At 65.4% G+C, this 5,252-nt stretch carries 9 protein-coding genes; 5 read left to right on the top strand and 4 right to left on the bottom strand.

Going from position 1 to position 5,252, the window contains the following annotated elements:
- The first annotated feature begins 186 nt into the window (after positions 1 to 186).
- Positions 187 to 342: a hypothetical protein gene (locus IM632_RS02960; RefSeq protein ID WP_296552006.1), complete on the top strand. Its 156-nt coding sequence runs from the start codon at positions 187 to 189 to the stop codon at positions 340 to 342.
- On the top strand, positions 343 to 921 hold the full coding sequence (locus IM632_RS02955) for a site-specific integrase (protein WP_296552005.1): 579 nt from the start codon (positions 343 to 345) through the stop codon (positions 919 to 921).
- A 102-nt stretch (positions 922 to 1,023) separates the two neighbouring features.
- On the opposite strand, the gene IM632_RS02950 is transcribed toward IM632_RS02955, so the two are convergent.
- The 3 genes from IM632_RS02950 to IM632_RS02940 all read right to left on the bottom strand — a co-directional run bounded on the left by IM632_RS02950 (position 1,024) and on the right by IM632_RS02940 (position 3,311).
- Complete coding sequence (locus tag IM632_RS02950) at positions 1,024 to 2,316, bottom strand: type II toxin-antitoxin system HipA family toxin (RefSeq protein ID WP_296552003.1); 1,293 nt, start codon at positions 2,314 to 2,316, stop codon at positions 1,024 to 1,026.
- Complete coding sequence (locus IM632_RS02945; RefSeq protein WP_296534749.1) at positions 2,313 to 2,603, bottom strand: helix-turn-helix domain-containing protein; 291 nt, start codon at positions 2,601 to 2,603, stop codon at positions 2,313 to 2,315. The genes IM632_RS02950 and IM632_RS02945 overlap by 4 nt, the downstream gene beginning before the upstream one ends.
- A 279-nt stretch (positions 2,604 to 2,882) precedes the next feature.
- Entirely contained in the window at positions 2,883 to 3,311 is a 429-nt protein-coding gene (locus IM632_RS02940) for a CBS domain-containing protein (RefSeq protein ID WP_296521269.1), read from the bottom strand.
- Between the two features lie 197 nt (positions 3,312 to 3,508).
- On the opposite strand from IM632_RS02940, the gene IM632_RS02935 reads away from it, so the two are divergent.
- On the top strand, positions 3,509 to 4,234 hold the full coding sequence (locus IM632_RS02935) for an FkbM family methyltransferase (RefSeq protein ID WP_296534750.1): 726 nt from the start codon (positions 3,509 to 3,511) through the stop codon (positions 4,232 to 4,234).
- Positions 4,235 to 4,294: 60 nt separating this feature from the next.
- Here IM632_RS02935 and IM632_RS02930 read toward each other — a convergent pair whose 3' ends face one another.
- The gene (locus IM632_RS02930; protein ID WP_296498545.1) at positions 4,295 to 4,435 is read right to left on the bottom strand and encodes a hypothetical protein; all 141 of its coding nucleotides are present in this window, start codon (positions 4,433 to 4,435) and stop codon (positions 4,295 to 4,297) included.
- Between IM632_RS02930 and IM632_RS02925 the strand changes: the two genes are divergently transcribed.
- Both IM632_RS02925 and IM632_RS02920 read left to right on the top strand, forming a co-directional pair.
- Positions 4,434 to 4,850, top strand: a complete 417-nt coding sequence (locus IM632_RS02925; protein WP_296552002.1) for a hypothetical protein — start codon at positions 4,434 to 4,436, stop codon at positions 4,848 to 4,850. The genes IM632_RS02930 and IM632_RS02925 overlap by 2 nt on opposite strands.
- Before the next feature lie 6 nt (positions 4,851 to 4,856).
- The coding region (locus IM632_RS02920; protein ID WP_296552001.1) for a hypothetical protein at positions 4,857 to 5,252 on the top strand (396 nt) is incomplete at its 3' end.

Here is a 5,252-nt window from a genome sequence, read left to right as displayed (position 1 = left end):
CTGTTCCAATACATCGAGGGCTTCTACAATCCCCGTCGCCTGCACTCGGCTCTCGGATACATCAGTCCAGCCGAGGCCGAACGCAGAGCGGCTTAACCCCGTCCACTTTTTCGGGGGAAGATCACCCTGTTCAACTTCGCGGTCAACGAGGGTTGGATCGACCGCAACCCCGCCCGAGGTCTGCGCGTGGTCGATCCCGTCTGGCGCCGCGACAAGCGGCTACCGTTCTCGAATGAACAGCTACGCTCGATCTTCAATGCACCGCTCTACACCGGCTGCACCGACGACTGGCTCGGCTTCGCTCAGCCCGGACCCGAGCGTCCACGTCGCGGTCGTTTCTGAGTGCCGCTACTCGCCCTCTTTGCCGGGCTGCGGCTCAACGAAGCGTGCCAACTCGATGTCGCCGACATCCAGACGGTCGAGGGCGTGGACTGCATATCGATCAGCGCAGGACCGGCGACAGCGAACAACGACAAGAGGCTCAAGACGGCCAGCAGCGAACGGCTGGTGCCGATCCATTCGGCCCTGCGAGAGATGGGCTTCATCACGTGCGTAGAAGCCCGTCGCGCGGCGGGCGGGAGGAAGCTCTTCGCCGAGCTTCAGGCGAGCAGCACAGGCTACTTCAGCGACCCGTTCTCGAAGTGGTTTCGCCGGTTCCTCGCCAAGGCGGGCGCGGCCCGACCGAGGACCTGCTTCCACTCGTTCCGGCATTGCTACCGGGACGCGCTCCGCGAGACCCGTATCGACCACGAGATCGCCCTCGCCCTCGGCGGCTGGGCCTCGGGTAGCGGTAAGGACGGCAGCGAGACGGCGGCGGCCTACGGGCGGGGCTATTGGGTGGAGGCCCTCAAGGCCGCGATTGAGAAGGTCGCCTATCCGGGGCTCGACTTGGGGCGCTTGGCGGCTGAACCAGCTACCTGACGTATGGCGCGGGGTACGGCTCCATACGCATCCTGGGTAGCGCATGGCGTAAGATGTTGGTCCATACGTTAGCTGGCTATCGCATAGAGCCCCAGTCTGGCCTTAGCCGGGTTGCTGGGCCTTCTCCAACTGAGTCTTCACCCATGCGGAGCGGTCCACAAAGACCGTGGTCAGCTTGTCGAGCAAAGGGTGCGCTGCCCCCGCCTTCGCGATCTCGTCGCGGACGGTCTTCGCGAGATCGGGCAACTGGTCGGCCATGGACGCGGTGCGGGATCGGACGTGATCGAAGTCGATCCCGTTCTCGTCCGCGAACTTCACCCAATGGCGGATGCCGATCTCGCTCAGTCGGTATTCGCCGCCAATTTTCATGGCGAGCTTCACATCTTGGAGTTGGACCTGTGGCGCGTAGGGGAGGACGCTGGCCACATCGTAGATCGGCGCCAAACGGGCGCGACCGCTGCCAGCATGCAAGAGCGAGAAGTTCTTCGCATGGGCGTCAGAGCCGCCAACTATCCAGTTGAAGATGGCGGCATCTACGAAGGTCTCGACATCCTCCTGCGGGGCGGACGAAACCTGTCGGAGCAGGTTGATGATCTCGCGGAGGCCGGGGCCGCCTTCGTTCTGGTATCTTCGATCCGGCGACACGCCGAGGGCCTGACAGAAGTCCTCTTGATGGATGCGAATGACGCCGTTCGGCGTGGGAACGCGGTCGTATCGCTCGACGACGATGGCCACTTCACCGCCGAAGGTCTGCACTGCCGATTGCGCGACTGGAAGGCCAAGCCGCCCCAAGACGGACAGGCAGAAGTGCTCGTTCTCTGCTTGGGCTTCGAGGTCGGCGGACGGGGGTTTCAGGATGTGGGTCGTTGGGACCCGTCCTTGCGGAATTCCCCATCTGTCGTCCTGCCGAAGCAGCGCGATCTTAGGTTGGGCGCCCGCAAGGCTGAACTGGCCCCCGTCACCTGCCCGACGCCATGCCCCCCGGTTCGTCCGAAGCCCGGCCAGACGCTCACCGACCTCCGCCTCCGTCAGCCACTCGACGCCATCGACCTCGCCGCTGACGACGGCGGCGATCCGATCCGGGTCAACGAACTGCACAGCCCCGGCGCAGTCTTCACCGACCGCTCCGATCAGGCCGAATGGCTGGCGTGGGCTCACATGGAAGCGACGCGCCCATTCCTGAATGATCTGCTCATTGTCGGGCAGCAGCCCCCAGACGAAGGCGCCGACTTCGGCGCCCGCGTAGCTCGCGACGGTTAGCGGCATCGAGAAGGAGAGTGGAATGGCGCCTTCCTGCTCGCGCCAGTGCTCTGCGTAGGTGAAGATCAGACGGCCTCGCTCGTAGTCGAGACGTCCAGCTTCCACGCCGTTCATCAGGACGACCAGATAACTCATGACGTTGATCGCCGTGCGCGAGCGATCACCTCATCAAGGTCGATGGCGGGTAGGGTCTGTTGTGTTGAGCGAGGAAGTTCGTCGTCAGCGGAGAACTTCATCTGCATCTTCAGCGCGCGGAGCGCGCGCAGCAGGAACGGGAGAGACGCAGACTTGCCGCTCTCAGCGTCGATAACCCATCGGCGGCTGGCGCCGATCAGCTTCGCGAGTTCGACCTGATCGAGGCCGAGAGCTTTACGGCGGTCGCGCATGGCGAGGCCGAGTTCGCGAGGCGTCGTGATGATCATGTCTCTCGCCATGTGCAAATTCCCTCACATCACTTGATGTGCAATTTATCTCACATTGCACGATGTGCAAATATCTTCACATCAATAAGTGTGCAAATTCTTGCACATTTAGCCATGTGCAAATTTCCGCATATCTCGCTCAGACGTGTCCGCCCGACTGTCTGCTCCAAGGCTCTGGGCACTCTGAGCCGAAGATAGAAGACCCTTCCCCGCAGCATCAGCGGTCGTGTCCCCGGACGTGGTGTAGCTCCTCGGCTCCACCAGGAAGTCCCCTTCGGCTCAGCTCCCGGCGATATAGGCCTTCAGGCCGTCCGCCTCGGCTTCGACCTCGGAGATCTTCCATTTCACCAGGTCGCCGATGGAAACGATCCCGACCAGCCGCCCGGCCTGGACGACCGGCAGGTGGCGGATGCGCCGGTCGGTCATGCGCGTGAGCAGGGAATCGACGGTTTCGCCCGGGCCTGCAAACACCACGTCCGCCGTCATGTAGGCGGAGACCGGGCGCGCCGTGACCTTTTCGTCGCCGCCGGCCACAGCCCGGACGATGTCGCGCTCCGAGACAATGCCCGCCACGCGATCGCCCTGCGTCACCACAAGGGCGCCGACGCGTCTGGAGTGAAGGAGCTCGGCGACCTGGCCGACCGTGTCTTCAGGCGTGACGGTGAACACCGCATCGCCCTTGGCCCGAAGAATCTGTGAGACCAGCATGGAGTCCCCCGTTCCCGTCCGTGATGGCGCAACACTGGTCGGGTTCCAGGGGCGGGGCAAATCAATCAATCGTCAAGCCGGGGAGCCGATGGGTGTCGGCCGCCTGGACTCTCGGACCTTCGCCCGCAAGTCCCGTCTCCCCGGCGCGCCCGCGCCGTGTTAGGCCTTGTCCTCAGGCCGAAGGGAGAACGACCGATATGGTGGCCATCAGCCGCGCCGACTTCCTTCTGCTCATGGTCGGCCTCAGGGATTCCGATCCGGCCAGGGACGAGCAGATCGCCTTCCTCCAGTTCTGCATGGACAACGCCGCCTGGAGCCACGGCCAGTTCCTGCAGGACCTCTGGGTGGCCTACGAGACGAAGATGCGCCACGGCGGCTTCTTCGTGGAGTTCGGGGCGACGGACGGGATCAAGTTCTCCAACACCCGGGCGCTGGAGACGCGGCTGGGCTGGAACGGCGTCCTCGCCGAGCCGGCGCGCATCTGGTACCCGGCCCTGCGGCGCAACCGGGCCTGCTTCATCGACGACCGCTGCGTCTGGACCCGCACCGGGGAGACCCTCACCTTCAACCAGCCGGCCATCGCCGCCCACTCCACCATCGACGCCTATTCCCAGGGCGACAGCCTGGCCGGCACCCGGGCGGAGGGGCAGCGCTACGAGGTGACCACCGTCTCTCTCAATGACCTCCTGGCGCACTGGCGCGCGCCGCGGCGCATCGACTACCTGTCCATCGACACGGAAGGCTCCGAGCTCGACATCCTCCAGGCCCTCGACTTCAGCGCCTGGGAGATCCGGCTGATCACGGTGGAGCACAACCACACGTCCAAGCGACAGGAGATCCACGATTTCCTCGCCTCGAAGGGCTACCGCCGGAAATTCGAGACGCTGTCCAACGTCGACGACTGGTACGTTCGGACCTACTGAGGCGGGGAAAGGTTTGGAGAAATTCGTCGGACGTCGCGCCCGCTGTGGCGGCCTGGGCCCTCAGCCACGGCCCCCCCCCCGCTCGTCCATGCGCCAGGCTGCCTGTTTCGTCTGGCCGCCGCCCGTGTCCACATCCCGCTCAGGCCGCTCGCAGCGGCGAGCCTCGTCGAACTTCACGCCGGAGAACGCAGACACTCCCATGGCTGAATTCACCTTCCCCGGACCGCGGATGCTGATCCGGGACCTGAACGAGCGGCCAGATTTCCTGTTCAATTCCCAGTTCGCTTCTGAGAAGAAGGGCTGCACCCCGGTCTTTGTCCTGTCGGCGCCGGTCGGGGCGATGGGGGTCGATCGCTTCATGGTGACCGACATCGGCGTCGAGATCCGGAAGCCGCTGATCTTTGGCGGCTGCGGCATCCGTTGGCTGGTGGACCTGTTCCTGATCTGGCGCCGGGTCAACGACGTCAACCGCCTCAAGGCCCCCAAGATTGTCGGCGACGTCAGGATGACCACCCCCGCAGCGCCCCCGCCTCCGCCCCCTCTCCGTCACCTGCGGCGCCGGCCGCCTCGATCCTTCTCCGAAGGACGGGCTCCGGCTATCCCTATCGCAGGATGAACGTCCATGGGTGAACCCGGCCCGGAGAATCTCCTCGGCGGTGGGCCGAGTCGCGAAGGCGAGGCGCCCCTGTCCCTCGCGCGAAGGGCGGGTCTGAGAGCGCTTGGCGCGGCGGCCCTCGCCGGATCTCTGGCGGCGTTCCGGGCGGACGGGACCCGGCGGCCCGCCGCCGACAGCTGCAGTCCGGTTCCCGGCGACAGCCCCCTCGGCGCCGCCCAGGGCGACCTCGAGGCGGCGATGCGCCCCCTGCTCCTGGATCCGGCGACGGGGCGCCTGACCCCGGACTCCGCCGCGGCCCTCCCCGCCTGGATCTTCAGCCCGGCCACGAAGATCGTCGGGCTCGGCGAGGCCACGCATGGCACAAAGGAAATCAACGAGGTGCGCGCAGCGATCGTTCTGGAG

The organism is Phenylobacterium sp., from assembly GCF_020402505.1.
GTDB lineage: Bacteria > Pseudomonadota > Alphaproteobacteria > Caulobacterales > Caulobacteraceae > Phenylobacterium.
The sequence above is the reverse complement of the archived record's forward strand: the minus strand, read 5'-3'. Positions and strand labels throughout refer to the sequence as shown.